Origin of the sequence: Rhodococcus sp. NPDC058521 (genome assembly GCF_042719695.1) — a bacterium.
Taxonomy (GTDB): Bacteria; Actinomycetota; Actinomycetes; order Mycobacteriales; family Mycobacteriaceae; genus Rhodococcus_F.
This window is the reverse complement of record NZ_JBHXNL010000012.1, coordinates 1-25,114: the sequence shown is the minus strand read 5'-3', so window position 1 is coordinate 25,114 and position 25,114 is coordinate 1. Positions and strand designations below refer to the sequence as shown.

The 25,114-nt window shown below is 63.5% G+C and carries 26 protein-coding genes and 1 tRNA gene; 12 read left to right on the top strand and 15 right to left on the bottom strand.

Annotated elements, in window-relative coordinates; all coding sequences use genetic code 11:
- Window positions 1-31 precede the first annotated feature (31 nt).
- Window positions 32-154: a type B 50S ribosomal protein L36 gene (gene ykgO, locus ACFWO3_RS17120; RefSeq protein ID WP_378579879.1), complete on the top strand. Its 123-nt coding sequence runs from the start codon at window positions 32-34 to the stop codon at window positions 152-154.
- Window positions 155-430: 276 nt separating this feature from the next.
- On the opposite strand, the gene ACFWO3_RS17115 is transcribed toward ykgO, so the two are convergent.
- The 4 genes from ACFWO3_RS17115 to ACFWO3_RS17100 form a co-directional block, all read right to left on the bottom strand.
- Complete coding sequence (locus ACFWO3_RS17115; RefSeq protein WP_378579877.1) at window positions 431-823, bottom strand: YybH family protein; 393 nt, start codon at window positions 821-823, stop codon at window positions 431-433.
- A gap of 85 nt (window positions 824-908) precedes the next feature.
- Window positions 909-1,841: a sigma-70 family RNA polymerase sigma factor gene (locus ACFWO3_RS17110; protein WP_378579875.1), complete on the bottom strand. Its 933-nt coding sequence runs from the start codon at window positions 1,839-1,841 to the stop codon at window positions 909-911.
- Window positions 1,838-2,215: a nuclear transport factor 2 family protein gene (locus tag ACFWO3_RS17105; RefSeq protein WP_378579873.1), complete on the bottom strand. Its 378-nt coding sequence runs from the start codon at window positions 2,213-2,215 to the stop codon at window positions 1,838-1,840. Before ACFWO3_RS17105 ends, ACFWO3_RS17110 begins: the two co-directional genes overlap by 4 nt.
- Before the next feature lie 197 nt (window positions 2,216-2,412).
- Window positions 2,413-3,012 carry a hypothetical protein gene (locus ACFWO3_RS17100; protein WP_378579871.1) on the bottom strand — a complete coding sequence of 200 codons (600 nt, stop codon included), beginning with the start codon at window positions 3,010-3,012 and terminating at the stop codon, window positions 2,413-2,415.
- Between the two features lie 207 nt (window positions 3,013-3,219).
- Here ACFWO3_RS17100 and ACFWO3_RS17095 point away from each other — a divergent pair, with 207 nt between their 5' ends.
- The 5 genes from ACFWO3_RS17095 to ACFWO3_RS17075 all read left to right on the top strand — a co-directional run bounded on the left by ACFWO3_RS17095 (window position 3,220) and on the right by ACFWO3_RS17075 (window position 7,827).
- The gene (locus ACFWO3_RS17095; RefSeq protein WP_378580085.1) at window positions 3,220-4,476 is read left to right on the top strand and encodes a DUF2252 domain-containing protein; all 1,257 of its coding nucleotides are present in this window, start codon (window positions 3,220-3,222) and stop codon (window positions 4,474-4,476) included.
- A 197-nt stretch (window positions 4,477-4,673) separates the two neighbouring features.
- Window positions 4,674-5,291, top strand: coding sequence for an RDD family protein (locus tag ACFWO3_RS17090; protein ID WP_378579869.1), 618 nt, complete (start codon window positions 4,674-4,676; stop codon window positions 5,289-5,291).
- Window positions 5,292-5,424: 133 nt separating this feature from the next.
- Window positions 5,425-6,330 carry a hypothetical protein gene (locus ACFWO3_RS17085; protein WP_378579867.1) on the top strand — a complete coding sequence of 302 codons (906 nt, stop codon included), beginning with the start codon at window positions 5,425-5,427 and terminating at the stop codon, window positions 6,328-6,330.
- A gap of 137 nt (window positions 6,331-6,467) precedes the next feature.
- On the top strand, window positions 6,468-7,010 hold the full coding sequence (locus ACFWO3_RS17080) for an RDD family protein (protein WP_378579865.1): 543 nt from the start codon (window positions 6,468-6,470) through the stop codon (window positions 7,008-7,010).
- Between the two features lie 82 nt (window positions 7,011-7,092).
- Entirely contained in the window at window positions 7,093-7,827 is a 735-nt protein-coding gene (locus ACFWO3_RS17075; RefSeq protein ID WP_378579863.1) for a queuosine precursor transporter, read from the top strand.
- Here the strand turns inward: ACFWO3_RS17075 and tgt are convergent.
- From tgt to ACFWO3_RS17040, 7 genes are all read right to left on the bottom strand, one after another.
- The gene (tgt, locus tag ACFWO3_RS17070) at window positions 7,818-9,074 is read right to left on the bottom strand and encodes a tRNA guanosine(34) transglycosylase Tgt (protein ID WP_378579861.1); all 1,257 of its coding nucleotides are present in this window, start codon (window positions 9,072-9,074) and stop codon (window positions 7,818-7,820) included. The two genes, ACFWO3_RS17075 and tgt, sit on opposite strands and share 10 nt — an antisense overlap.
- Before the next feature lie 15 nt (window positions 9,075-9,089).
- Window positions 9,090-11,015 (bottom strand): ABC transporter ATP-binding protein, encoded by a 1,926-nt coding sequence (locus ACFWO3_RS17065; RefSeq protein ID WP_378579859.1) that lies wholly within the window; start codon window positions 11,013-11,015, stop codon window positions 9,090-9,092.
- Window positions 11,015-12,745 (bottom strand): ABC transporter ATP-binding protein, encoded by a 1,731-nt coding sequence (locus ACFWO3_RS17060; protein ID WP_378579857.1) that lies wholly within the window; start codon window positions 12,743-12,745, stop codon window positions 11,015-11,017. The genes ACFWO3_RS17065 and ACFWO3_RS17060 overlap by 1 nt, the downstream gene beginning before the upstream one ends.
- Before the next feature lie 105 nt (window positions 12,746-12,850).
- Window positions 12,851-15,187 carry an MMPL family transporter gene (locus ACFWO3_RS17055; protein WP_378579855.1) on the bottom strand — a complete coding sequence of 779 codons (2,337 nt, stop codon included), beginning with the start codon at window positions 15,185-15,187 and terminating at the stop codon, window positions 12,851-12,853.
- Between the two features lie 56 nt (window positions 15,188-15,243).
- A complete protein-coding gene (locus ACFWO3_RS17050) occupies window positions 15,244-15,849 on the bottom strand; it encodes a TetR/AcrR family transcriptional regulator (RefSeq protein WP_378579853.1) in 606 nt (201 codons plus the stop codon).
- Window positions 15,850-15,954: 105 nt separating this feature from the next.
- Window positions 15,955-16,410, bottom strand: coding sequence for an RrF2 family transcriptional regulator (locus ACFWO3_RS17045; protein WP_378579851.1), 456 nt, complete (start codon window positions 16,408-16,410; stop codon window positions 15,955-15,957).
- A 61-nt stretch (window positions 16,411-16,471) separates the two neighbouring features.
- Window positions 16,472-18,217, bottom strand: coding sequence for a sigma-54-dependent Fis family transcriptional regulator (locus ACFWO3_RS17040; RefSeq protein ID WP_378579849.1), 1,746 nt, complete (start codon window positions 18,215-18,217; stop codon window positions 16,472-16,474).
- A 102-nt stretch (window positions 18,218-18,319) separates the two neighbouring features.
- Here ACFWO3_RS17040 and ACFWO3_RS17035 point away from each other — a divergent pair, with 102 nt between their 5' ends.
- The 4 genes from ACFWO3_RS17035 to ACFWO3_RS17020 all read left to right on the top strand — a co-directional run bounded on the left by ACFWO3_RS17035 (window position 18,320) and on the right by ACFWO3_RS17020 (window position 21,202).
- Window positions 18,320-19,297, top strand: coding sequence for an alpha/beta fold hydrolase (locus tag ACFWO3_RS17035; protein WP_378579847.1), 978 nt, complete (start codon window positions 18,320-18,322; stop codon window positions 19,295-19,297).
- A 105-nt stretch (window positions 19,298-19,402) separates the two neighbouring features.
- Window positions 19,403-20,143: an SDR family NAD(P)-dependent oxidoreductase gene (locus ACFWO3_RS17030; protein WP_378579845.1), complete on the top strand. Its 741-nt coding sequence runs from the start codon at window positions 19,403-19,405 to the stop codon at window positions 20,141-20,143.
- 331 nt (window positions 20,144-20,474) lie between these two features.
- Complete coding sequence (locus tag ACFWO3_RS17025) at window positions 20,475-20,738, top strand: hypothetical protein (protein ID WP_378579843.1); 264 nt, start codon at window positions 20,475-20,477, stop codon at window positions 20,736-20,738.
- A gap of 17 nt (window positions 20,739-20,755) precedes the next feature.
- Window positions 20,756-21,202 (top strand): hypothetical protein, encoded by a 447-nt coding sequence (locus tag ACFWO3_RS17020; protein WP_378579841.1) that lies wholly within the window; start codon window positions 20,756-20,758, stop codon window positions 21,200-21,202.
- Between the two features lie 52 nt (window positions 21,203-21,254).
- Here ACFWO3_RS17020 and ACFWO3_RS17015 read toward each other — a convergent pair.
- The 4 genes from ACFWO3_RS17015 to ACFWO3_RS17000 all read right to left on the bottom strand — a co-directional run bounded on the left by ACFWO3_RS17015 (window position 21,255) and on the right by ACFWO3_RS17000 (window position 22,728).
- Window positions 21,255-21,345: transfer RNA gene (locus ACFWO3_RS17015), tRNA-Ser, on the bottom strand.
- A 55-nt stretch (window positions 21,346-21,400) separates the two neighbouring features.
- Window positions 21,401-21,592 (bottom strand): CsbD family protein, encoded by a 192-nt coding sequence (locus tag ACFWO3_RS17010; protein ID WP_378579839.1) that lies wholly within the window; start codon window positions 21,590-21,592, stop codon window positions 21,401-21,403.
- Window positions 21,593-21,726: 134 nt separating this feature from the next.
- Entirely contained in the window at window positions 21,727-22,188 is a 462-nt protein-coding gene (locus ACFWO3_RS17005) for a nucleoside deaminase (RefSeq protein ID WP_378579837.1), read from the bottom strand.
- Entirely contained in the window at window positions 22,189-22,728 is a 540-nt protein-coding gene (locus tag ACFWO3_RS17000) for a tRNA adenosine deaminase-associated protein (protein WP_378579835.1), read from the bottom strand. It abuts the gene before it with no gap.
- Between the two features lie 49 nt (window positions 22,729-22,777).
- Between ACFWO3_RS17000 and ACFWO3_RS16995 the strand changes: the two genes are divergently transcribed.
- Window positions 22,778-23,746 (top strand): prephenate dehydrogenase, encoded by a 969-nt coding sequence (locus tag ACFWO3_RS16995; protein ID WP_378579833.1) that lies wholly within the window; start codon window positions 22,778-22,780, stop codon window positions 23,744-23,746.
- A 37-nt stretch (window positions 23,747-23,783) separates the two neighbouring features.
- Entirely contained in the window at window positions 23,784-24,992 is a 1,209-nt protein-coding gene (locus tag ACFWO3_RS16990) for an NAD(P)/FAD-dependent oxidoreductase (RefSeq protein WP_378579831.1), read from the top strand.
- The last annotated feature ends 122 nt before the right edge of the window (window positions 24,993-25,114 follow it).

The following is a 25,114-nucleotide window of genomic DNA, read 5'->3' as shown; positions in this document are numbered from 1 at the left end:
TAGTGCGTGGTGGGGTCATCGAGGAGTTCCAGTGAAGGTTCGTGCATCGCTCAAGTCGATCAAGAAGCTGCCCGGGTCACAGGTGGTCCGTCGGCGCGGGCGGGTCTTCGTCATCAACAAGAAGAACCCGCGCTTCAAGGCACGCCAGGGCTGATCGGTCGATGTTGCGGGGCTGACTCTGTCAATAGACAGTCAGAGCCTCTCGGCGCCATGATGATGGGGTGAGCACCCCGTTCGCAACACTTCTGACAGACCGTCCAGAACAATGACCCTGCTTACCTCACTTGAAATCATCGGGAAGCACTGTCTGGACGCCGCACTCGAGCGGCTCGGTCAGGTTGGGTTCCAGGGTTGGTCGACGCGCTGACGGAATCACCTGTTCACTGTATACCCAGATCAGCCCGACAAGAGGACTGGGCCAGGTGGCCGCTCACACCTCCGGAAACGAGTGGTGCTCATGCGCGACAAGCCATCTGGCGTTCTCCTTGCGCAGTCCTAGAGTGAGTCGAAGCCGCGTATCGGGAGCCTTCGCGAAGTCGTCCGGTGTGCCGCATCGGACCAACGCGAACGCGAAGGCGACGTCCTGCCCAGCTGTGATCTCGAGAGTTTCGACGTCGAACGAGGCTCCCTGTGCTTGCCATTCGAAGAACCCCGGCCAGGTGTCGCGATAGGCGTCGATGCCGCGTGCACCGCGCTCCGGTGGTGGGACGTCGAACATCACGATGTCGTCCGTGTGGTCGGAAACCACACCGGGCAAGTCGCCGTTATGCGCGCAGTTCGCCCATCTCTCGATCAATGACCGGATTTCCTGTTCGTCGGACATGACGTCGTTCCTTTCGCTGGCGCCGACCCCACGATCGGCTGAGGACTTGCCTGTCGAGAGGTACAACCCGCCCAAGACCGCGAACTCATCGGTCGGCCTCGATTTCCTCCGGCAGATCGAACATCGTGAAGATCTCGGGAGTGAGGAAAGAGACGACTTCAGCGATCCGGCCGCCTCGAACGGCAAGCAGATCGAGTGCCAGTGCCACGAACGTGCCTCGAAGCGGAGCCCACATGTACGTACCGAATGCGAGTTGCCCGTTTGCGTTGACGGGAACGAACCGCCACCGTTCCTGCAGCGGGCCGCTGACCAGAAACGAACGGATCGCCGCATGGCCCTCGTACCATTCGGGCAACGGCGGCATCGCGTATTTCGCGTCGGCGCTGAGCAACGCGATGATCCCGTCGACGTCACCTGCCTCCCATGCAGCCGCGTACTGCTGTGCCAAAGCCCGGACCCCGTCGTCGCCGAGAGCCTGCAATTCCGTTCGTTGCGATGGGGCCGGTATCGATGTTCGCGCCCGCTGCAGAGAACTGTTGACCGCCGCGACCGTGGTCCCCAGAACGTCGGCCGTTTCTCGGGCCGAGAAGCCGAGCACATCACGCAGCACGAGAATTGCCCGCTGCGATCCCGGAAGATGCTGTAGCGCAGCAACAAAAGCGAGCTCGATTCCTTCGCGTTCGAGGCAGCGCTGCTCGGCATCTGCGTACCGGCCAGAAGCGGGATACGGTTCGAGCCAAGCCGTTTCGACGACGGGTGCGCCCGGCGTCAGATCCATCGGCAACTCTCGACGCTTCCTTGCCTCGATCATCGACAGGCACCGGTTGGTCGCAATCCGGTACAACCACGCCCGCCGTGCGCCGCGCTCGGTATAGGCCGGCATCGCCCGCCACGCACGAACCAGGGTCTCCTGCACTGCGTCTTCGGCATCGTGCACGGATCCGAGCATCCGATAGCAATGTGCGCGCAACTCGCCTCGATACGGCCGCACGAGCCGTTCGAAGTCCGCCCCTGTCACGTTGCTGGGGTGATGTGGCTCAGCACGCACAACCAGCGGCCCTCTCGCCGGACGAACACGTCGGTGGTCCACTCGTCGGCGTCGAACTGCTGCCCTGCGTAATGAGCCGTGTTCGTTGTGCGGGCGGTGAGGACCGCCGTATCACCGTAGATCCGAACTCTGGCCTCACCGATGCGGTCCATGGCGGAGTGGGTCAGCGCTCCGGAGCTGACGAGATTCAAGAACTCCTCCCTCGGCGAGACGCCGTCCTCGGAAACGATCACCCAATCGTCTGTCATGAAGCTGTCGATCTGGCCGGCATCGTTGGAGACGATGGCCCGAGACCACTCGTCGCCGGTTGCGATGAGTTCCGCGACCGGATCGTCGCTCGTCATCTGTGCTCCCGAGCTTCCCCCAGGAGCCGGATCACTTTCGGGCCCACGGTCTGGCGCGAGGTCTTCAGAACCATACGTTCAGTGTTTCAGTATTCAGTGGTACACCGATTCGATATTCACTGTCCTGGATCGAAAAGTGTGTTGGTCGACGGAGGATACGATGGCAACCGTCGTGATGACCGGCGGGGACGGGGTATTCAGGGGTGCGCAGGTAGCGGCGGCAACGGTCGAGCCGTGGGGACGGACTCCGTCGGGGTCCAGGCGTCGAACGGCACTTGAAGCGTGACCGACCCCGCTCGTTCGAACGTGAAGGTGACGGGATGGGTCAGCCCGGGGCGGACTGCATCGTCGGGCATGTCGACTCGCACCGTGATGGGTTGATCGGGCGCCGTGGCAGGCTCGAGTTGCTCGATGGGCTGTCCGGCGGACATGGAAGTGCCGGGCCGTATCACGCGTGCTTCGTCCGGCCCTTCGAGGGTCAGCGAAGCATCTGCCGTCGCGTCGATGGATTCGAGCCGGTCGGCGGTGTCCGAGGTGTTGATCACCGTGAAGGCCAGTGTTACCTGCCCATAGCGGGCCTGACCGGTGTCGGTCGGGTCGGCGCGGAAGTAGACGTTGAGCAGTTCGATCCCGTCGACCTGGGCGCTGTTACCGCCGACCGCGGCTTGTTGATTGCCGGTCTGAGTGTCCTGCCCAGCGCCGCATCCGGCTGCGGCAACGCCGACAACAGCGATCAATGCGGTCACCAGTGCGCTGCGGCGACGTCGAAACGGGCCGCGAAGTGTGATGTGCTGCATTCCAGGGTCTCTCCTCGCCTGAGCACTACCCATTCGCCGGGCTGATACCGAGCATCGGCCTCTCCCGGTCAGCTGTCAACACGAGGGTCACGGGTTCGGTCGATCGGGTAGTAGTCGCACGATCCGTACGGTGGAACTGTGAAAGAAGTCGATCCAATCCGACGCCGGACGATCGTAGACGTACTGGTGGAGGCTTTCGCCGACCTGATGGAGGCGGATCCGAGCGCGTTCCGCACGAAGTTCAGGAAGATGGCCGCCGACCCGTTCGCCTTCTATCGGGGTAGCGCCTGCCTCTTCTACAACGATCTACGGGATTTCGACGATCCGTGGGCGGACGAGCGCACCGGCCGAGTGTGGATCCACGGCGATCTGCACCTCGAAAACTTCGGGACGTACATGAACTCGGAGGGCACGCTGATCTTCGACGTCAATGATTTCGACGAGGCCTACGTGGGCCATTTCAGTTGGGATCTTCGTCGATTCGTTGCGAGTCTCGCCTTGATGGGTTGGCAGAAAGCGCTCCCCGAGAGCACTGTTCGCTCGCTCGCCGAGACCTATCTGCGTGCTTACGTCGACCAGGTCGGACATTATGTGCGACGCGACATGGACGACGAGTATGCGCTGCGTCTGGACAACTCGCGTGGCGCTGTTCACGATCTGCTGCTCAGTGCGCGGGACTCCACCCGGGTCGGCCTTCTCGAGTCCGTCACGGTGCTCGAAGACCACGACCGGCATTTCCAGCGCGGACGTGGTGTCCGCGATCTCGAGGAGACGGAATACGCGAGCGTGTGTCAGGCTTTCGATACCTACGTCGAGCGACTTCCCAAGGGAAAGAAGTCCGAGCGTCCAGGCTTCTATCGGATCAAGGATGTGGTGGGGCGGAAAGGCTTCGGAATCGGTAGCGCCGGCCTGCCTGCCTTCAATGTACTTGTCGAGGGTGCCTCGCAGGCGCTCGAGAACGACATCGTTCTTTCCCTCAAACAGGGCAACTTTGCCGCCCCGAGCCGCGTTGTGGAGGAAACAGCAGTCCGCGACTACTTTCAGCACGAGGGCCACCGCACCGTCGTGAGCCAGCGTGCGCTGCAGGTCCACACCGATCCGTTACTCGGGTACACGGAGATCAGCGGTACCGGGTTCGTCGTTTCCGAACTCTCCCCCTACGAGTTGGATCTCGATTGGTCCGACCTCACCGAGCCGGACGACCTTGCGCCCGTGCTCGAGGATCTCGGTCGGGCGACCGCGAAGGTGCACTGTGTCTCCGATGAAGACAGCGATCAGACCCTGGTCGCCTTCCAGACCGAGGACGCCATACACGGCATCATCGATGGTCATGTCGACGAATTCGTTGCCGAGATCATCGACTTTGGTATCGAATACGCCGAAGTGAGCCGTCAAGATCATCAACTGTTCGTGAACGCGTTCCGTGAGGACGAAATCGCGGGCGTCACGGCGCGTTCGACCTAGCGTCGTGCGACCTGCCGGCTCGAAGCACCCCATCCGAAACCGCCCAGGCCGAGACAGGGACCTCCAGAAGATCGAGGCAAAGCATCGATCCGACCGATTGCGACGTGGCCCGAACCCGGGCAAAGGTGAGCAATCGGCGCCGACGGGCCGTAGGTTGGTAACCCCAAGATCGAAATCGAGCATGACGAGGGGAACATATGACCACCGGTGGATTCGACCCGAACAACCCGGCGGGCGGGCAGCCCGGCGATCCTTACGGCCAGCCCCCGCAGGGCTACAACCCGCCGCCGCAGAACCCGGGCGGCAACCCGCCCCCTCCGGGCAACTACCCGCCGCCGCCGCCGAACTTCGACGACCAGGCCGCCTACGGTGCGTCGAACCGCCTGCCCGGCGGCGGTGAGCCCGGTGGACTCGGCATTCGTTTCGGAGCCCGCCTTATCGACGGACTCCTCGTCGGAATCGTGGCTTTCCTGTTGGCACTGGTGTTCGGAGCCTCGGACAACTTCCTGGTCACCGGACTGTTCTCGGGCCTTCTGACGTTCATCTACTTCGTCGCCTTCGAGGTGACCCAGGGATGGACGCCGGCGAAGAAGGTCCTCGGACTGAGCGTCCACGGACCTGGTGGAGCCGAGAAGCCGACGCTGCAGCAGTCCGCAATCCGTAACGCCTTCACGCTGCTCTCGATCATTCCGATCATCGGTGGTTTCCTGGCGATCATCGCGTACATCATCATCGCGGTGACGATCAACGGAAGCGCCACCAAGCAGGGCAAGCACGACGAACTTGCCGGCGGAACCCAGGTCGTCAAGGGCTGATCCGACCGAACCGAACACCGCTAATGCCCCGCCCGTCACACGACGGCGGGGCATTCGTCATTCCTTCTCCAATTCAACGCGCTTGCGTATTCTTTCGAATATCGGAGCAATCATCCTTCCGAAAGGGAAACCCATGACAACCGGTGGATCGGATCCGAACGACCCCGCAGGTGGCCGGCCCGGAGACCCGTACGGGCCCCCGCCGGAAGGCAACAATCCCCCGGGTGGTTACCTGCCGCCCCCGGGTGGTTACCCGCCGCCCCCGCCCCAAGGCCCCGCTGGTTATCCCCCGCCTCCCGGTGGCTACCCACCCCCGCCCGGTGGTTATCCCCCACCTCCCGGCAGCTACCCGCCACCGCCTCCGTTCCAGCAGCCTGCGCAGGGCGGCCCCGGCTCCGGCGAACTGTCGGTGGGCAACGCGATCGCATTCGGGTGGAAGAAGTTCAGTGAGAACGCTCTCACCTGGATCGCCATCGTCATCATCGCGTTCCTGATCAGCGGACTCATCCAGTTCATCTTCGGCAACGGGTTCACTGCCGAGGACGACGGTGCGTTCGAGTTCTCCGTTCTCGGCGCTATCGGCGGACTCGTCAGCACGATCGTCGGTTACCTGATTCAGGCTGCCTTCATTCGTGGTGCCCTACACGAGGTGGACGGAAACAAGCCGGCGATCGGCTCGTTCTTCCAGTTCAGCAACGTGGCGGCAGTCATCGTCGCCAGCCTGATCGTGGGTATCGCGTCGACGATCGGCTTGGTGCTGCTCGTCATTCCCGGCCTGATCATCATCTTCCTGACCTGGTTCACCCTGCCCTTCGTGGTCGACCAGAACTTCCAGCCGATTCCAGCTATCAAGGCGAGCTTCGACGTGATCTCCAAGAACGTCGGGTCCCTGCTCCTGCTGGCACTCGCACTGGTCGGTATCAACATTCTCGGTGCCATCCCGTGTGGCCTCGGGCTGCTCGTCACGGTCCCGATGACGATCATCGCCTCGACCTACGCCTACCGCGTACTGACGCGACGCTACGTATCCGCCGTCTGATCACAGGCACAGACGCCTCCTCTCACATTGTGAGAGGAGGCGTCTCTTGTTTTGTCACTTTCGCCCCACCAGTGCGTAATCTTCACGGGCAATTCGACTACGACGTCGTACGCCGACGCACAAACAGGGGGAAACGCATGAGCACTGGTGGATTCGATCCGACCGAGACCCGACAATTCGCTGCACCAGACTTCAACCAGCCACAGGGGTCCGGGTTCGGACCGACGCCGGACGCGCCGCTGCCCGGCGAGCTCGCTCCTCGACTCGGCGCCCGCATCATCGACGGGCTCATCGTTGGAATTCCCACGGGGATCGTCACTTTCTTCCTCTCGTATTCCCTGGGTCTGATCGGCGGAGTGATCGGCGCGCTACTGACCGCCGCGGCAACCATCGGGTACTTCGTGTTCCTGGAGACCACTCGTGGCCAGACATTGGGCAAGAAGATCGTGGGACTCCGCGTCGTCGGCCCGGACGGTGGACTGCCCACGCCGAAGCAGTCGCTTATCCGAAATGCCTTCTACGGCATCACCGTGCTGGGATCGATCCCGTTCCTCGGCCTTCTGTTCAACCTGGCCGGGCTGGCTTTCATCATCCTCATCGCCGTCACGATCAGCAAGAACCCGCTGCGCCAGGGCAAGCACGACGAACTCGCCGGAGGCACCCGAGTCGTTCAGCTCTGACAACCGAGTACAGGCGGGCGCGAGTCACACTCCATCGGGGTGGACTCGCGCCCGTTCCACTCGGAGTGCTTGGATAGCGCCTGTGACAGCTTCGGATCAGCAAGAAAAGTCGGCCTCGGGCGCATCGTTCGCGCACGTGAGTCGTGGCTACTATTCGACCTTCGTGGCGCTCTTCACCGCCACCCTGCTGATCTCGAATATCTGCGCGACCAAAGGGGTCGCATTCTTCGGAGATTCCGAACTGTCCATCGGACCGTTGCAGATTCTTCCGATCATCACCGACGGCGGCTTCTTCCTCTTCCCGCTCGCCTACATCATCGGCGACGTGCTCAGCGAGGTCTACGGATTCAAATCGACCCGACGCGCGATCTACCTGGGATTCGGCTCGCTGATTCTCGCGTCGGCGTGCTTCTGGATCCTCCTTCACCTGCCGTCCGCCGACTTCTACGAGAACCAGCCGGCACTCGAGTCGGTCGTGGGTGTCTACCCGCAGCTACTGCTCGCCGGTCTCGCCGGCTATCTCGTGGGCCAGCTCCTCAACTCGGTGACGCTCGTCCTCATCAAGGAGCGCACCAAGGAGAAGCACCTCTGGGCCCGCCTCATCGGCTCCACCGTGGTCGGCGAATTCGCGGACACACTGATCTTCTGTTCCATCGCGGCGACCGCCATCGGCATCGACACCTGGACGGATTTCGTGAACTACGTGATCGTCGGCTTCCTGTGGAAGACCCTCGTCGAGGTACTCGTCATGCCCGCCACTTACCGGGTGATCGCCTTCGTCAAGAAGCGTGAACCGACGTACGTGCTTCAGGAGTAGAAGCGCCCCAGCATCTGCGCCTTGAACTCGTGGAAGGTGCCGTCCTCGATGCTCGCACGAATGTCGTCCACGAGCTTCACGGTGAACCGCTCGTTGTGGATGGTGCACAGCGTCGAGGCGAGCATCTCCTTCGCCTTGAACAGGTGATGAATGTAGGCGCGCGTGTAGTTCGCACAGGTGTAGCAGTCGCAGTTCTCGTCGATCGGCGTGAAGTCCCGCCGGAATCGACTGGTGTTGATGTTGAACCTGCCGTCCGGGTGGTAGATCGCCGCGTTGCGCGCCACTCGTGACGGGTTGACGCAGTCGAACGTGTCCGCCCCGTTCTCGATGCCGGTGAAGAAGTCGTCCGGCTCGCTGATACCCAGCAGGTGGCGCGGCTTGTGCTCGGGCAACTCCTCGTTGCACCAGCGCACGATGGTGCCCAGGTTCTGCTTCTCGAGGGCACCGCCGATGCCGTATCCGTCGAAACCGTGTCCGCTCTCACCGACGATCGATTCGAGGCCACGGCATGCCTGCCGACGCAGGTCCTCGTACTGCGCTCCCTGCACGACCCCGAAGAGCGCCTGATACGGGCGGTGCGCACGCTCGGCGGTGAGCTTCTCGTGTTCGGCGATACACCGCACCGCCCACGCCTGAGTCCGCTCCACCGACTCTTCCTGATACCCGCGGGTGTTCATCAGAGTCGTCAGCTCGTCGAACGCGAACATGATGTCCGCACCCAGTCGATGCTGAATCTGCATGGACACCTCCGGCGTGAACCGGTGCATCGAGCCGTCGAGATGCGACTTGAACGTCACCCCGTCCGCGTCTACGTGTGCGAGCCGTTCCTTGCCCTGCGCGATCACGTCGTCGGACTGGACACCGATGTGTTCCATGGCGATGACCTTCTTGAAGCCGACGCCCAGGGACATGACCTGAAATCCACCGCTGTCGGTGAAAGTGGGTCCGTCCCAGTTCATGAACTTACCGAGCCCGCCGGCCTCGTCCACGATGTCCGAACCCGGCTGCAGGTACAAGTGATACGCATTCGCCAGCAACGACTGTGTACCGAGCTCTTTCATGCTCTCGGGCAGCACGGCCTTCACCGTCGCTTTCGTCCCCACCGCCACGAACGACGGGGTCGCTATGTCCCCGTGCGGAGTGTGAATGGTGCCGGTACGGCCCAAACGATCCTCGATACGTGTGCCGACCGTGAAGAACGGGTCGGGCGGAGCAGGTACGGGCTGGGCGTCATTCACATCGGCCATCCAATCACAGGCCGATCAGACGTCCGCTCCGACGAACTGGCTGTTGTACAGCCGGAAATAGGCACCGCGCGTGCGCAGGAGTTCCTCGTGACTGCCCTGCTCCACGATGCGGCCCTCCTCCATGACGACGATCAGATCGGCGTCGCGGATCGTCGACAAACGGTGTGCGATCACGAAGCTGGTGCGGTCGCTGCGCAACACTGCGGTCGCGTGTTGCACCAGGAGTTCGGTGCGGGTGTCCACGGAACTGGTTGCCTCGTCGAGAATCAGGATCGACGGCTGCGAGATGAAGGCGCGCGCAATGGTGACGAGCTGCTTCTCGCCCGCACTGATGTTGCTGCCCTCTTCGTCGACGACCGTGTCGTAACCGTCCGGCAGCGAATGCACGAACCGGTCCACGTAGCTCGCCTTGGCGGCCTGCAGAACATCCTCTTCGGTGGCGTCGGGACGGCCGTAGGCGATGTTGTCCCGAATGGTGCCGCCGAACAACCAGGCGTCCTGCAGCACCATTCCGATTCTCGAACGAAGGTCGTCACGGGTCATCTGTGCGACGTCCACTCCGTCGAGAAGGATGCGCCCGGAGTTCAATTCGTAGAACCGGAGAATGAGGTTGACCAGTGTCGTCTTGCCGGCGCCGGTGGGCCCCACGATCGCAACCATCTGCCCCGGCCGGGCCACGAGGGACAGATCCTCGATCAACGGAACCTCGGGCGAGTACCCGAACGTGACGTTCTCGAACTCGACAAGACCCTTCGGGTCTGCCGGAGTCGGCGCATCCGTCCGATCGGGTTCTTCCTCGTCCTCGTCCAGGATCTCGAAAACGCGTTCGGCCGACGCGACACCGGACTGCAGCAGATTGACCATCGCGCCGATCTGCGTGAGCGGCTGTGTGAACTGACGCGAGTACTGGATGAACGCCTGCACATCACCGAGACTCATCGTGCCCGAAGCGACCCGCATGCCGCCGATCACGGCGATCGCCACGTAATTGAGGTTGCCCAGGAACATGATGGCAGGCATGACCAGGCCGGAAATGAACTGAGCCCGATAACTGGCCTGGTAAAGCCCCTCGTTCTGCTCCTCGAAGCGGGCCTGCACCTCACGGCTACGACCGAAGACGGTGACCAGTTCGTGGCCGGTGTAAGCCTCCTCGACGTGCGCGTTGAGAGTGCCCGTGGATTTCCACTGCGACACGAAATGCGGTTTGGAACGCGTCGCGATCATCGTCGTGACGATGATGGACAACGGCACCGTCAGGACCGCGATCAGCGCCAACAACGGCGAGATCACGATCATCATCACGAGAATGCCGATCACCGTCATCACCGACACGATCAACTGGCTGATGGTCTGCTGCATCGCCTGCGACACGTTGTCGATGTCGTTGGTGACACGACTCAGGATGTCGCCACGCGCATGAGAATCGAAGTAACGCAACGGAAGACGATGCAACTTGCGCTCCACGTCGGCACGAAGCTGCTTGACCACAGACTGCACCACGATGTTGAGCACGTATCCGGCGAGCCACATGAACAAAGACGAACCGATGTAGAGGAGCAGCACCGTCACCAGGACTTTGCCGACGCCGTCGAAGTCGATACCCACGCCTGGCACGACACCCATTCCGGACACCATGTCCGCGAACGTGTCCTGACCCTGGGCGCGCAGACCGTCGATCGCCTGCTCCTTGGAAATGCCGGCGGGCAACTGCTTTCCGATGATTCCGTCGAAGATCAGGTTGGTCGCCTGGCCCAACATCCTCGGTGCCACCGCCGTGAACACCACGGAGATGGCTGCCAGCACGAGCACGACGATCACGGCTACCCGGTGTGGGCGCATCCGCCCGATCAGACGCTTCATCGACGGCCACAGCGCGTTCGCCTTGGCGTCCGGCGCACCCGGCGTCGGGATCGGCGGACCCGATTCTTTGCGTTCCGTCATCACGCTTCCTGCACGGATCGTTGGGATTCGACGATTTCCACGTAGCACGGGCACGTCGTCAGAAGGTCGTCATGAGTACCGATGCCGACGATTGCGCCGTCCTCGAGAACCACGATCTGATCGGCTCCCTCGATGGTCGACACACGCTGGGCGACGATGATCATGCAGGCTTCGGACGTTTCCGGCTTCAGCGCGGCGCGCAACCGGGCATCGGTGGCGAGGTCGAGCGCCGAGAACGAATCGTCGAACAGGTACACGGACGGTCGCCGCACCAGAGCGCGCGCGATGGCGAGACGCTGCCGTTGACCGCCGGACACGGTGGTGCCGCCCTGAGCTATCAGTGTGTCGAGGCCGTCCGGCATGGCGCGCACGAAGTCTGCGGCCTGCGAGATCTCGAGTGCGTGCCACAACTCTTCCTCGGTGGCGTCGGTCTTGCCGTACCGCAGGTTGGTGGCGACCGTGCCGGAGAAGAGATAGGGGCGCTGCGGCACCAGACCGATTCCCGACCGCAGCAGGTCCGTGTCCAGTTCACGGACGTCGGTGCCGGACACCGTCACCGCCCCCGCGGTGGCGTCGATGAGTCGCGGAATCAGCGACAGCAACGTGGTCTTGCCGGAACCGGTGCCGCCGATGATCGCCGTGGTCTTGCCCGGCTCGGCCGTGAACGTGATGTCTCTCAGAACGGGAGCATCCGCGCCGGGGAACTTGAACTCGGCGCCCCGCAGTGCGACCAGACCGGGATTCTCCATGACCGTGACCGGGTTCTTCGGCGGCACCACCGTCGACTCGGTCGCGAGAACCTCGCTGATGCGCTCGGCGCACACCGAGGCGCGGGGAGCCATCATCGCGATGAACGATGCCATCATCACCGACATCAGGATCTGCATTATGTAGCTGAGCATCGCTGTGAGCGATCCGACTTCCATTCCCCCGGCGTCGATCTCGTGGCCACCGAACCAGATGACCGCAACGCTCGTGACGTTGGCGATTACCATGACCAGCGGGAACATCATGGCGGTCAATCGGCCGACTCGCAGCGCGGTGTCGGTGAGCCTCTCGTTCGCCACCTCGAAGCGTTCTTCCTCCGAGCGTTCCCGCACGAAGGCGCGCACCACGCGCATGCCGGTGATCTGCTCGCGGAGCACACCGTTGACGCCGTCGATCCTGGCCTGCATCTCGCGGAAGGCGGGCACCATGCGCGAGATCACCCACGCCATCGTGATCGCGAGGATCGGAACGGTGATCGCAAGGATCCAGGACATTCCCGCGTCCTCGCGCACCGACATCACGACACCGCCCACGCACATGATCGGCGCCATCACGAGGATGGTGCAGCTCATCACCACAACCATCTGGACCTGTTGCACGTCGTTGGTGTTACGGGTGATTAGAGACGGGGCACCGAAGCGTCCCACTTCGCGCGAGGAGAACGTTCCCACCCGACTCATGACGGCACTACGCACATCGCGACCGAATCCCATCGCGGCCTTGGCACCGAAGTAGACGGAGCCGATGGAGCACACGATCTGCACGACGGTCACCGCGAGCATGACGCCACCGCTGAAGAGGATGTACTGCGTGTCGCCCTTCGTGACGCCGTTGTCGATGAGATCGGCGTTGAGGCTGGGCAGGTAGAGAGCCGCGGCGGTTGCCACCAATTGAAAGGCGACGACGCCCGCAAGCTCACGCTTGTAGGGACGGAGGAAGGTGCTGAGAAGTTGGATCAGCATGATGCGAGGAGATTACCAATCGAAAAGAACGACTTCCTGCGAATAAACGCCTGTGAGTGGTCAGCGAGTCCAGAGACTCGTCAACCACTCACAGGCGAAGCCGCTTTAGGACGCCGGGACCGCGGACTTCTCCTCGGGCTCGGACGGGAGAGTCTTCTTCAAGTTCTCCCCCTCGATGTCGACGTTCGGGAGAACCTTGTCGAGCCACTTCGGCAACCACCATGCCTTGTCGCCGAGCAGTGCCATCACCGACGGGATTATCACCATGCGAACGATGAACGCGTCGAAGAAGACGGCGGCGGCCAACGCGAAGCCCATCGACTTGATGAGCGAGTCCGGCTCGGCCATGAACGCCGCGAACACGGAAATCATGATGATCGCCGCTGCGCTCACCACTCGGGCGCCGTGGTTGAACCCGACCGTCACGGCTTCCTTGGCCGTCGCACCATGCACGTACTCCTCACGCATACGTGTCACCAGGAACACCTGATAATCCATTGCGAGACCGAACACCACACCGATCAGGAAGATCGGCATGAAGCTGACGATCGGCTGCGGGTTGGAGATCAGTCCGCCGAAGCCCTCCTGGAAGATCGCGACCGTGGCACCGAAGGTCGCCGCGACGCTGAGGAGAAAGCCGAGTGTCGCGGTGAGCGGCACCAGGACCGATCGGAAGACCAACAGCAGGAGCAGGAATGCGAGGCCCACGACCACCGATAGGTACGGAATCAACGCACCCTGAAGCGTGTCGGAGACGTCACCCTCCATGGCGGTCTGACCGGTCACGCCGTAGTTGACACCGATCGACTCGTTCAGATCCGACTCGGCACTGCGGATGTTGTCGACGAGATCCATCGTCGCCGGATCACTCGGGGCACTGTTCGGGGTGACCATGATCTGCGCGGTATCGCCCGCCTTGTTGGTGCCGACGACCTGCGCGTTGGACACATCGTCCTGGTCGCTGATGGTCTTCACGACCTCGCCGAAGGCTTCACCCGCCGGAACGGTTGCATCCTTGGCGTCCGCAACTACCAGCAGCGGACCGTTGCGGCCGGGACCGAATCCTTCGGACACCAGGTCGTAGGCCTGCCGCGCACTGGTTTCGGGATCGCCCGTGCCCTCGTTCGGGAGGGCCAAGCTCAGTCCAGCGGCCGGGATGGCCAACGCACCGAGGAGAACCACACCCGCGATCAGCGGGACGGCAGGACGACGCACCACGAAGGACATGTAGCGCAGTGCGGCGCTGGGCTTGCCCTCGTCGTGCTCGAGCTCCTTGCCGGACAGGAACGGGATCTTCCCGGCGAACGCCTTGCGGCCGAACAGCCCGAGCACGGCGGGCAGCAGCGTGAGTGCGATGAGCACCGCGATGAACACGGTGAACGCGGCAGCCGCACCCATGTCCGACAGGAACGGAATGCCCACGACGCGCAGGGCGATCAGCGCGATGATGACGGTGAGACCGGCGAACACCACTGCCGAGCCGGCAGTGCCGACTGCTCGCCCGGCGGCTTCGGATCTGTCGTCGGTGAGGCTCAGTTCGTGTTTGAAGCGAGACACGATGAAGAGTGAGTAGTCGATCGCGACGGCCAGACCGATCATGATCGCCAGGGTCGGCGTCATCGAGTTCAGGTCCATGAAGCCGGATGCCACGGTGATACCGAGGCTGCCGATGGCGATACCGATGATCGCGGTGATCAACGGCAGTCCTGCCGCCACGAGTGAGCCGAATGTGAGTGCGAGGACCACGGCAGCCACACCGATGCCCATGAGTTCCGATGTGCCACCGGGGGGCTCGGTCTCGTTGACGGCGGTACCACTGATCTCGACCGTGAGGCCGGCGTTCGTACCGGCGTCGGACGCTGCGGCGATCTCGTCACGCAGATCCTGAGTCACGTCACCCATTCCACCGGTGAACGGAACCTCGACATAGCCGACGGTCTTGTCTTCGTTCAGCGGGGAGAGTGCTTTCGCGTTCGCGAGTGCGGTGTCCTCGGGGATGCCTTGCGAGGACGCGGCGGCCTTGGACATCTCAGCGAGCTTGGCGTCGGCGACGACGGGATTGACCAGTGCCTGTTCGGACTGGCTCGGGTCTGCCTTCGCCTCCTCCTTCACCTGGTCGATGCCGCGAATCTTGGTCAGGACCGCATCCATGGCGGCCTGGCTCTGTTCGCTCTCGAGGGTCTGCCCCTCGGGCGCCGCGAAGACGTAACGGGCGGCAACAGCGTTCATGGGGTCCTGGCCGGCCGCCTCGGGGAAGCGCTCGGCCATCAGGTCCTGGGCGTTCTGCGCCGGGGTGCCCGGAATGGAGAACGAATCCTTGGTGGGGCCGGACAACGTTGCTGCCCCGACGCCCATCAGGACCAGGATCACCAGCCAGACGGAGAGGACGGCACCTTTTCGCCGGTAGGCGAATCTGCCGATCCGATAGAGATAGGTGGCCACGAAAGGCTCCTCGATTGTCGGTTCAGGTACAGGCGTCGGGTCGGATGAGACCCGAACTAGTGGGGCTGTGGCAGCCCCGCGCGAATTTGCCGGAACGCGTCCTGGACGAGTTCGTCCGGGCCGGACGCATCCGACTTCCCGCTCAACCACAGGTCGAGTGAGGATTTGCACACCGCGCCGACCATCATGTGCACGAGGCTCGGATACAGATCGCGATCGAGATCCGTTCCCGTTCGTTCGGCGATGACCGAGCCCAGCAGACGGGTGATGCGGGTGTGCATCTCCATCTTCTTTGCGATGAGCGCCGGACTGGACTCGACGATCTCGATCAGTTCGAAGGTCTCTTCAAGCGTTCGATTGGGATCGGTCACGATGTTCGTCGTCAGGTACTCGAGCGAATCGAGGATGGGCTCCTCGGCCGGGCGAGCGCGCAGCACCTCGACCCATCCCTTCACGAACTCCTCGAAGTGAGCGAGCACAGCTTCTTCTTTGTTGGCGAAGTAGTTGTGGAAGGTGCGGGTCGAGACTCCCGCTTCGGAAGCGATGACATCTGCGGTGACGTGTTCGATTCCGACGCGGTGCGCCAATTGAGCAGCAGCTGCCGCGAGGGCCGCACGGGTGGCGGCCTTCTTGCGGTCGCGGAGACTGAGGCAGTTGGTCACTTCATCGACGGTACCGATCTTGCAGAGCTCTGCAAGTTTGCAGAGGGGTGCAAAAAGAATGTTCTTCGCCACAGATTCGACCCCGCTGTGGCGGTAGTCACCGCACTACCGGCGACTCCAGGCCCCCGGATCCGCGGTGAGATCGTCGACGAAAGCCGGCAGCGTGCCGTCGGCAACGTCCTGAACGCTGACGTTCTCGAGCACGGCGCGCAGATTCACCCGCACGCCGATCCACACATCCTTCAAGGGCGCGGCGTGCCCCTGGTACTCGACGTCCTCCGGCCGCTCACCACGCACCGACGCAAGCGGCCCTTCGACCGTCCTGATGATGTCGGCGATCGAGATGTCCGCGCCCGCACGAGCCAGCCGGTATCCGCCCTCGGGACCTCGGCGGCTCTCGACCAGGCCACCCCTCCGCAGATCAGCGAGGACGGCTTCGAGGAACTTGTGCGGAATGTTCTGCGAGGTCGACAGGAACTCCGACTTGCGGAGCGAGGGCTCGGCAACCGCGAGTTCGACCAGCGTCCGAACTGCGTAGTCGACCCTTGCTGTGATGTGCACGCGCAATTCCTACCATCGCAGTAGAAAATCCGGCAACCCGCCGAGTTCAGGGCGGATCCGTTCAGGTGATGCCGAACTCTCGGATTCGGCGATAGATCGTCGCCCGAGAGATCCCGAGTGCCGCCGCGGCGGCGGTCTTATCACCGGAATTGTCGTGCAAACTCTGCACGATCGCGTCACGCTGCAAAGACTCGATCTGCGTCAGCCGACGTCTCGTCACGGCACGGCACTCGGCGGGCAACTTGTCGACCGCCACGACACCCGACCGCTGCTTCTGCACCACTTCCGCGAGGATGCGGCGCAATTGGGCGACGTTGCCCGGCCACGCATACCTGGCGAGCTGCGCAGCGGCGTCAGGTGACAACATGGGACCCGACCCGGTGGACATTCGTCCGAGCAAATGAGGAACGAGTTGCTCGAGGTCCCCGACACGGTGGCGCAATGGCGTCACGGGAACCACCCGGTCGAAAGCCTCCCGCAGCGCCGACGACTCCCCGGTCGGAGCGGTGTTCATCGACGCTCCCACCCAACCGTCCTGGCGGCGCTTCTCGAGGAGCCGGAGCAGATCCAAGGCCACCGACGGATCGAGAGCGTCCAGATCGCGAAGCACGAGCCTGAAATCGTCCACCTCGAGCTCGGAGGCGACGTCTCCGAGGAAGCTCTCCTGGTCGGTGTAGTCGAGTACGCCGAGCACCTTCGGCCGGCCGCCCGGCAGGTTCTCGGCAGCGGCGATGCGAAGAAGGTGGCTGCGCCCGACACCGGTTTCGCCCTCCACCAGAACCCACCGCTTCGCACGCACGCGGCGCACCACTTCGGCGCAGCTCCGCTGCCACGAGGTACTGGCTCCCACCACGCCGGGCAGCTTTGGGCGGGCAGCCGAGAGGTCGTGCACTGGCTTCGACTCGGACGCTGCGACGGTGAACACCACCGTTCCGCGACCCGCCGTTCCTGCATCCACCGGTGTGATTCGAACACTGCGCCCACTGGGCAGACTCACGGTCAGCGGTTGCACGATTGACGCAACCAGCAGATCTACGGCGTGCCCGACCAGAACCGTCTGATCGTCGTTGTCCAGAATCTTGCGCACGTAGTCGTTGACAAGGAGTACGTCTCCGCCGATAGCCAGCACACCCTTCGTGGTGCGCCGGCAAGTGCGCCGATATGCCTCGAACAGGTGGCGCTCTCGCACGCCCGAGCCGTCGAGTATCCGGCTCTCGATGTGGCGAACCGTGGACTTGGCCAAGGAGGCCAGCAGTGATCGGGTGCCGCCCGCCCACCATGTCAGGTCGAGCGCTCCGAGCAAAGTCCCGGAAATAGGGTGAACGATCGGCACACCCACACACGACATTGCGACGAGTGGGTCAGCGTAGTGTTCGTGCCCGTCGACAAGCACTGTCGCGCGAGCTTCGAGCGCGGTGCCGATCGCGTTGGTTCCGACGTGCTCCTCGGCGCAGCTGTGCCCACGCAGAATCCCGTAAGTGTCGAATGCCTGCGTCAACGCGCTGTCAGCGGAAGATCTGTCGAGCACCACCCCATCCGCTGCAGACAGAACGAGTGCCACCGGCTCGCCCGAGAGGTCCTCGGCCAGCTCACGCGTCACCGGTGCCGCGGCTCGGCCGAGCACGGTCTCGAGGTTCGGCTCCCGCACGAACGGGAATTCGAGGTTCTGGCTGTCGACGTTCCAGGACTTCGATCGCTTCCAGGAGTCGAGAACCGGCGCACGAACAACGTCCGGGAGCGCATCTCTCCCGTCGAGAAATTCTTCGCGCGCGCCCCGGATCACATCAACTGGCAAATCTGCTGGCACGCGTCGCCTTTCTTTGGTCCGCCTAGTGAAGGAACTCGTGGTGGGTCACAAGTGTCTCAAACTGAGACGTGACTCACACAATCGGCATGTTTGATTGGTGGCATGAACGGTTTCGACAAATCGGCAGAAATGCCCAACGTGACGACTATCTCCCGCACGAGACGGTCCACGATCGTCACTGACGACGGTGTTCCCCTTGCTGTCGAAACCAGTGGTCCGCGCAAGGCCCCCGTCGTTGTCGTCTTCGTTCACGGTTACACGATGCGCATGGAGTGCTGGGATGCACAGAAGCAGTATCTGCAGCGTGTGTGGGGTTCGGACATTCAGCTCGTGTCCTATGACCAGCGCGGCCACGGCTGCTCCGGCGAAGGCCACCGCGACACCTTCCGGGTATCCCAACTCGGCGATGACCTCGAAGCCGTACTCCGCACCCTGCCCGCACAGTCGAAGGTCGTCCTCGTGGGCCACTCCATGGGCGCGATGACCATCCTGGCCTGGGCCCGGCGCCACCCGGACCAGATCGGCACCACCGTCGTGGGCACCGCGTTACTGTCCACAGCGGCCGCGAAGTTGCAGCGGTCCGGCATCGCCCGACTGCTCGGGGGACCGTTGGTCCCCACCGTGCAGGCAGCAGCGTGGTGTGTGGGCCCTTTCGCGGACGTTGTCCGAGGGGCTGTCAATCCCGTGGTCGACACCGCCGTCAAGTACTACGCATTCGGAAAGAACTTCTCCGACGACGCCATCTCCAAGCGCACGGCAGCGACCATCCGTTCCACCAAGACACGCACCATGCTCGGATTCCTGAGCGCCCTCGCCGATCACGACGAGACGGCCGCGCTGCCGCTGTTGGGCTCCATCCCCACCGTCGTGCTGTGCGGGGCAGACGACAAGGTCACCCCCTTCCACCATTCCCTCGAGATCGCCGACCACGTGCCAGGCGCAGAGTTGGTCCGCGTACCCGGGTGTGGCCACATGGTGATCGACGAGAACCCCACTGCGGTGGGCGCGGCACTCGACCGACTGCTGTCCCAGGCCCACGGCCAAGATGTCCACGACCGGATACACGCCGTGCCGAACTGACCGATCTCACATTTTCCGATCACCTGGCGTCTACGCGGTGTGGGCAGCTCACCCAACCGGCACCGCTTCCACAGACGCCGGCCCTGACGACAGATCGGAAAATCGATGACACTCGCACTGGTCACCGGCAGTAGCCGGGGCATTGGATACGCCACCGCGCAGGCACTCGCAGGCAAGAGGATCTCCGTCGTACTGACGAGCAGGAGCCTGGCGGATGCCGAATCGGCCGCCACCGAGCTCCGCAACTCCAATCCAGGCATGGATGTCGAAGCACTGGAACTGGATGTCACCTCCGAATCGAGCGTAGCGGCCGCGGCCGACGAGATAGGCAGGCGCCGTGGCTCTCTCGACATACTGATCAACAATGCCGGCGTCCTCCCGGAGGCCACGGATGCCGAGCCCCACGAGTTCGCGAGCACTGATCTCTTCCGCTCGACGTTCGCGACCAACGTGTTCGGACTAGTCGCCACGACCGAGGCCTTCGTTCCTCTCCTGAAGAAGAGCGTCGCCGGCCGCGTCGTGAACGTCTCCACCAGAATGGGTTCGCTCACCGACCAGTCGGACCCCGGTTCGCCGTACTTCAGGATGGTCGTGCCGGCGTATCAGGCCTCGAAGGCGGCGGTGAACAGCATCACCGTCGGCCTGGCCAAGAAGTTGTCCGATACACCGATCAAGGTGACGGCCGTGTGTCCGGGCTTCGTGCAGACGGACCTGACGCCGGCCAACCGCGCACAGGCCCCACTGACGGCCGAAGACGCCGCCAGAGTGGTGACGGATGCGGCCGTGCTGCCCGACACCGCCGCATCCGGGACGTTCATCGATCGCGACGGGGCCGTCCCCTGGTGATCAGCCGTACGACGCGAGAATCCCCCACCTGCATTGCAGATGGGGGATTTCGTTGGCTAACCCGCGCCGCCTGACCCGTCGTTGTTCGGCGAGATGACGGCGGTACGTGAACCATCGGGGTGCCTCGGTGCCAAGGACGAATATCTACTTGCCTTTCGGTCACCCATCAGTCCGCGCAGGGAAAATCGCCTATACCAACGTTTGCGGGATGTCGGCGCGGACTCGTACGGAATCGGTTCCTTTCGCAAGTAATGACCCATGAGCCGACATTAGCCGTGGCCACCGACGTGGAACGACGCTATCTGAAGGTTCACCGTGGTCTCATACACAGATGCGAGTTCTCTTCGTCCTGCTGGCCGGATTCGGGTTTGCACTCGGTCTGCTCGTCAGTGCCGCTCTGTTGATCTGGAGCAGCGACACGTCGACTCCGAGACGCGTCAACTATGCCTTCGTGGGTGCTGACGACAGCGGGACCTCATTCGAATTCCCGAGTGGAGTGCTTCTGGCCGCCCCACTGATCGGGGCACTTCTCGGGCTGGTGCTGGCTGCAGGCCTGAGTCGGTTCGGATGGCAGCTCATCCGGAAACAATCGTGACCTCGAGGCATCGCTGGGTGACTGTCTCCGCCCTGGCCGTCTCGGTCGTCGTGCTGGCATCCTGCGGATCAACCACAGTCGGTGAGCGCGAGACTCTCGACGAGGACAGGATCATCGAGGCTTTGCAGGATGCGGGCTTCAACGTGCCGTCCGGCTTCGAGTTCGGGCAGGCGTATCAGTACGCGGAGTTCGTGGGTGAACCCTCGCGGTGGGCCCGGTTCGACGGACCTTCCGAGCTTGGCGACGGCCGAGCAGTCTCCATGGCGAATCCGACCTACCCAGCAATGACGCCAGCGGAGTGTGATGAGACAAAGGCTGGCAACTGGAGCTCACTTGGTTACGTATGCACGCCCGGAACAATCGCGACTCAGTTTCCACCGAGAGGTGCAATGGACACCGTCACCGCGCATCTCAACCACGACCAGCACCGTTCGCACCTGTTCGTCCACAGCTCCGGGCACTGACGTACCTGCAATGCGAAAGTCCCCCACCTGCACTGCAGGTGGGGGACTTCGTTGGCGGTGGCGGAGGGATTTGAACCCTCGGTACGGGGTTACCGTACACAGCATTTCGAGTGCTGCACCTTCGGCCGCTCGGACACGCCACCGCGAAGAGACATTACCGGAGGGCGCGTCTGAGCCGAAATCGGCTGGTGAGGCGGCTTAGGTCAGCTTGTCCTTGATGTTGGAGGCGGCATCCTTGGCCTTCTCGCCGGCGTCCTTCACGGCAGAGGTGAACTGATCGGCCTTGCCTTCGTTCTCCAGGTCGTTGTCGCCGGAGACGTTGCCTGCGGCTTCCTTCGCCTTGCCCGTGAGGTCGTCCTTGGCGTTTTCTGCCTTGTCTGCGATTCCCATGAGAACTCCTCCGTGAATCCGAACGAACCACCGAAGTTGGTGGCCCGGTAGTGCCGCCTGGGCACCTGTCGTCCACTCAAACACGGATTGCTGGGTGATGGCCACCGCTGGGTGGAATGTCTCACAAGATGGATTCAACCGCGCTGATCGCGGAAGAATTCGGCGAGCAACGCTGCACAGTCATTTTCCAGCACTCCGCCGCGCACCTGCGGACGATGCGTGAGTCGACGATCTCGCACCACGTCCCACAACGATCCGACCGCACCGGTCTTGGGCTCCCACGCTCCGAACACAACCCGCCCGACCCGCGCGAGCACCAGGGCTCCGGCGCACATCGTGCACGGTTCGAGAGTCACGGCGAGGGTGGCGCCTTCGAGCCGCCAGCCGTCCCCGTGCACCAGTGCGGCAGCACGCAGCGCCACGATCTCGGCGTGACCGGTGGGGTCCCCCGAGGCTTCGCGCGCATTGGCGGCACGGGCCAACTCGTTTCCGTGGGCGTCGAACACGACAGCTCCGACCGGCACATCGGCCGAATACGTCTCGCGAGCGGCATCGATCGCCGCCCTGATCATCTGCTCGTCGTCGGGCAGACCCATCTAACGCGGGAGCTTGTCCAGGACCGCGGACAGCTCGGACGTGAATCCGAGCCGTTCTGCAATCATGCCCAGTTGCTCGTCCGGATACAGGTCGGTCTCGGCGGTGATCACCGCCATCATCGGTTCGGGAAGCCCGAGGTCCGAGAGCACACTCAAGTCACCTTCCGCCCATGGTTCGATGTCATCGAGCTCGTCCGGGTCGATGTCCGGAACGTCGATGTTGAGAGCCTCGAGGACGTCGGCGGCGATGTCGTAGTCGACTGCCATCGTCGCGTCGGAGACGAGAAGTCGCGTGCCGGAAGGTGAGGGACGGAGGATGACGAAGAACTCGTCGTCCACATCGAGGAGGCCGAAGAACGCTCCGGGACTACGTAGTCCCTTGAGCTCTTGCTCGGCAGCGCTGAGGCTGGTCAACGACGTTTGGCCGAGCGCTTTCACTTTCCACGCACCGTCCTCGTGTACGACGGCGACACCGAAGCCCTCCAAGTCCTCGACCGGACTCGTGGAGGAGCTGTTCTCTCCTGCGCGCTGTGCACCCATGGAGGCAACGGTAGCCCGCAATGCGCCACTGAATGAAGTCTGTGAACAAATGTGCCAACCTGTTCGGGTGTCCGACACCAGTAGCTCCACCCCCGTCTGTGTTCTCGGCCTCGGGTTGATCGGCGGTTCGCTACTGCGCGCAGCCACCGCGGCCGGGCGCTCCACCTGGGGATACAACCGTTCGAACGCCTCGGTCGAGGCCGCACGAGCCGACGGTTTCGAGGCGGACACCGATCTCGTTGCCACCGCGAAGCGAGCTGCCGACGAGAACGCCCTTATCGTGATCGCCGTACCCGTCCCGGCGGTCGACACCATTCTCGGCGCGATAGCCGAACATGCACCCGACTGCCCGATCACCGATGTCGTCAGTGTGAAGGCGGAGATCGCCGCGGCGGTCGGCCGACACGGTCTCGCGAAGCGGTACGTCGGCGGGCACCCGATGGCAGGCACGTCCGAGTCTGGGTGGGCGGCCGGCGACGAGAATCTCTTCCGGGGCGCCGTGTGGGTCGTGGCGACCGACGAGGGCGCGGACGCGGCTGTGTGGACGGAAGTCGCCCGGCTGGCGCTCGACTGCGGGGCCGAGGTGGTTCCCGCCGATTCGAAAGAACACGACCGGGCGGCCGCGCGCATCTCCCACCTGCCGCACATCCTTGCCGAGACGCTTGCCATCACCGGCGACGCGGGTGGTCCGCTCGCGCTGGGGCTTGCCGCCGGCTCGTTTCGGGATGGAACGCGGGTGGCGGGCTCTGCCCCCCGACTGGTTCGCGCGATGTGCGAAGGCAACCAGGAAGCCCTGCTCACAGCCCTGGACGAAGCGCTCGAACTGCTGACGAAAGCCCGCACCGAACTCGCCGACCGTTCATCCACCGAGGACCTGGTCGATTCCGGGCATGCCGCCCGCCTTCGATACGAACAACGCGACGATTGGGAAATTTCGGGAATCGCCCCCGGCGACGACGGCTGGGTGATGGCTATGCGGGAGGCCGGACGCCGCGGCGGAAGACTCCGGAGCCTGTAGCGATCCGTCGTCGACACAAACCTGTCACGATGGAGTGGTGACCGATTCGCGTCGCATCCTCGTCCTCGGCTCGGGATTCGCCGGGTTGTGGGCCGCGCTCGGGTCGGCCCGAAGACTCGACCAACTCGATGCGTCGGACGTTGTCGATGTCACGGTGATCAGCAAGAAGCCCTTCCACGACATTCGGGTCCGGAACTACGAGGCCGACCTGACTTCTTGCCGCATCCCGCTCGGGGACCTGCTCGACCCTGTGGGCGTGGACCATATCGCCGGCGACGTCACGTCGATCGACACCACCGCCCGTACCGTGACGACGTCGGACAACAGCGAGCATGGTTACGACAGGTTGATCATGGCCCTCGGAAGCCAGGTCGCGAAACCGAATCTTCCGGGCGTGCGGAAGTACACCTTCGACGTCGACACCTACGACGGCGCCATCGAGTTGCAGCGCCACCTGGCCCGGTTGTCGGACAGTGACGGAGATGCCGGGGTTGCGACGGCAGTGGTCGTCGGCGCAGGTCTCACCGGCATCGAAACGGCATCCGAACTGACCGGGGCGTTGGCCAGAGCATTCGCCGACCGAGCGGTGACGCCACGAGTGATACTGGTCGACCACAACCCGCATGTCGGTTCCGACATGGGCGACTCTGCGCGGCCTGTGATCGAAGACGCCTTGAACGACAACGGGATCGAGGCGATGACGGGTGTCGGCGTTTCATCCGTGGGCGAGCGCAGCGTGACACTGTCCACAGGCCAGGAGCTGGCCGCGAGCACCGTTGTGTGGTGCGCCGGGATGCGCGCCAATCCACTCACTACGCAGATCGGTCACGAACACGACCGGTTGGGGCGCTTGCCCGTCGACGATTACCTGCGCGTCGCCGGCGTACCCGACGTGTTCGCGGCCGGCGACGTTGCAGCGGCACGGATGGACGACGAGCACCTGTCGGTGATGTCGTGTCAGCACGGGCGACCGATGGGGCGGTATGCGGGGTACAACGTCGTCGGCGACCTACTCGGACAGCCGATACTGCCGCTCCGAATACCTTGGTATGTCACGGTTCTCGACCTCGGCGCCGCGGGAGCGGTGTATACGGAGGGGTGGGACCGTCACGTGGTGTCACGCGGCGCAGAGGCCAAGGCCACCAAGATCAACATCAACACCCAGCGCATCTATCCCCCGCTGAACCGCAACCGCGAAGCACTCCTGGCCGCAGCCGCACCGTCGTTGCAGGATCGCCCCGAATAACCCCTGTGAGTGGTTGAGGAGTCCAGAGACTCTGTGCTGTCTAGGTAGACGTGGGACACGGGTGTCTACGTAGATGTGAGACAGATTCTATGCGGCGGCGGGGCGGAGTTGTCCTTGGTAGC

What these genes read in the sequence shown, in the direction of transcription:
- ACFWO3_RS17115 (WP_378579877.1), bottom strand. Translation starts at nt 823, where the DNA reads ATGTCCGACGAACAGGAAATCCGGTCATTGATCGAGAGATGGGCGAAC.
- ACFWO3_RS17105 (WP_378579873.1), bottom strand. Translation starts at nt 2,215, where the DNA reads ATGACGAGCGACGATCCGGTCGCGGAACTCATCGCAACCGGCGACGAG.
- ACFWO3_RS17100 (WP_378579871.1), bottom strand. Translation starts at nt 3,012, where the DNA reads ATGCAGCACATCACACTTCGCGGCCCGTTTCGACGTCGCCGCAGCGCA.
- ACFWO3_RS17095 (WP_378580085.1), top strand. Translation starts at nt 3,220, where the DNA reads ATGGAGGCGGATCCGAGCGCGTTCCGCACGAAGTTCAGGAAGATGGCC.
- ACFWO3_RS17090 (WP_378579869.1), top strand. Translation starts at nt 4,674, where the DNA reads ATGACCACCGGTGGATTCGACCCGAACAACCCGGCGGGCGGGCAGCCC.
- ACFWO3_RS17085 (WP_378579867.1), top strand. Translation starts at nt 5,425, where the DNA reads ATGACAACCGGTGGATCGGATCCGAACGACCCCGCAGGTGGCCGGCCC.
- ACFWO3_RS17080 (WP_378579865.1), top strand. Translation starts at nt 6,468, where the DNA reads ATGAGCACTGGTGGATTCGATCCGACCGAGACCCGACAATTCGCTGCA.
- tgt (WP_378579861.1), bottom strand. Translation starts at nt 9,074, where the DNA reads ATGGCCGATGTGAATGACGCCCAGCCCGTACCTGCTCCGCCCGACCCG.
- ACFWO3_RS17065 (WP_378579859.1), bottom strand. Translation starts at nt 11,015, where the DNA reads ATGACGGAACGCAAAGAATCGGGTCCGCCGATCCCGACGCCGGGTGCG.
- ACFWO3_RS17060 (WP_378579857.1), bottom strand. Translation starts at nt 12,745, where the DNA reads ATGCTGATCCAACTTCTCAGCACCTTCCTCCGTCCCTACAAGCGTGAG.
- ACFWO3_RS17035 (WP_378579847.1), top strand. Translation starts at nt 18,320, where the DNA reads ATGAACGGTTTCGACAAATCGGCAGAAATGCCCAACGTGACGACTATC.
- ACFWO3_RS17030 (WP_378579845.1), top strand. Translation starts at nt 19,403, where the DNA reads ATGACACTCGCACTGGTCACCGGCAGTAGCCGGGGCATTGGATACGCC.
- ACFWO3_RS17025 (WP_378579843.1), top strand. Translation starts at nt 20,475, where the DNA reads ATGCGAGTTCTCTTCGTCCTGCTGGCCGGATTCGGGTTTGCACTCGGT.
- ACFWO3_RS17010 (WP_378579839.1), bottom strand. Translation starts at nt 21,592, where the DNA reads ATGGGAATCGCAGACAAGGCAGAAAACGCCAAGGACGACCTCACGGGC.
- ACFWO3_RS17005 (WP_378579837.1), bottom strand. Translation starts at nt 22,188, where the DNA reads ATGGGTCTGCCCGACGACGAGCAGATGATCAGGGCGGCGATCGATGCC.
- ACFWO3_RS17000 (WP_378579835.1), bottom strand. Translation starts at nt 22,728, where the DNA reads ATGGGTGCACAGCGCGCAGGAGAGAACAGCTCCTCCACGAGTCCGGTC.
- ACFWO3_RS16995 (WP_378579833.1), top strand. Translation starts at nt 22,778, where the DNA reads ATGTGCCAACCTGTTCGGGTGTCCGACACCAGTAGCTCCACCCCCGTC.